This is a genomic window from Segeticoccus rhizosphaerae, from assembly GCF_009192725.1.
Lineage (GTDB): Bacteria > Actinomycetota > Actinomycetes > Actinomycetales > Dermatophilaceae > Segeticoccus > Segeticoccus rhizosphaerae.
In genome coordinates this window covers 1-817 of the sequence record NZ_VOHR01000647.1, presented here as the reverse complement: position 1 = coordinate 817, position 817 = coordinate 1, and the positions used below count along the sequence as shown (strand labels likewise).

The 817-nt window shown below is 73.9% G+C and carries 1 protein-coding gene; it reads right to left on the bottom strand.

Annotated elements, in window-relative coordinates:
* Positions 1-817, bottom strand: an 817-nt coding sequence (locus FRW57_RS22290; RefSeq protein ID WP_203230504.1) for an ArnT family glycosyltransferase, incomplete at both ends; no start/stop codon positions are given.

Sequence of the window (817 nt, the reverse complement as noted above, 5' to 3'; positions counted from 1 at the left end):
CATCGTGCTGCCGACGACGCAGGTGGCCAGCGTGAGCCGCGCGCCGAGGCGGTCACGGCCGCGCCAGGCGTCCCGGGCGCCGGTGGCCACGAGCGCCGCGATCGGTGGCACCAGCACGAGGGTGTAGTAGGAGTGGAAGATGCCGTTCATCAGGCTGAGCACGGCGGCTCCGACCACCAGCCAGGTGCCCCACATCAGGTAGGCCGCGCGGTGCGGGTCGGTGCGTGGCGCCCGGCCGCGCAGCAGCAGGCCGGTCAGCAGGAGCACGAGGGCGCAGGGGAGCAGCCAGGTCCCTTGGCTCGCGATCCACGGCTCGAACAGGCGCGGCGGGCCGTAGTGCTCGATCCCCGAGGGGTTGGAGAGCACGCCCTCCCGGCCGCTCAGCCGGCCGACACCGTTGTAGCCGAAGGCCACCTGCAGCACCGAGTTGGCGGTCGAGCTGCCGATCCAGGGCCGGTCGGCGGCCGGCACGGCTGCCACCACCGCGATCCACCAACCCGCGCTACCGACCATGGCGACCAGGGCATACAGCAGGTGCAGCAGCCGCCGTGGCAGCCGGGCCGGCGCGCAGAGCAGGTAGGTGAGCGCGAAGGCAGGGACGACCAGCAGCGCCTGGCCGAGCTTGGTGAGGAATCCGAGGCCGACCAGGGCACCGGCGAGCGCGAGCAGGTGGGGGTTGGCGCGCTCCACCGCGCGCAGGGTGGCGTAGCCGCCGAGCGCGAGCAGCAGCGTGAGCAGGGCGTCCGGGTTGTCGAACCGGAACATCAGCACCGCCACCGGCGTGGTCGCGACGACCGCGCCGGCGAGCAGGCCGGCC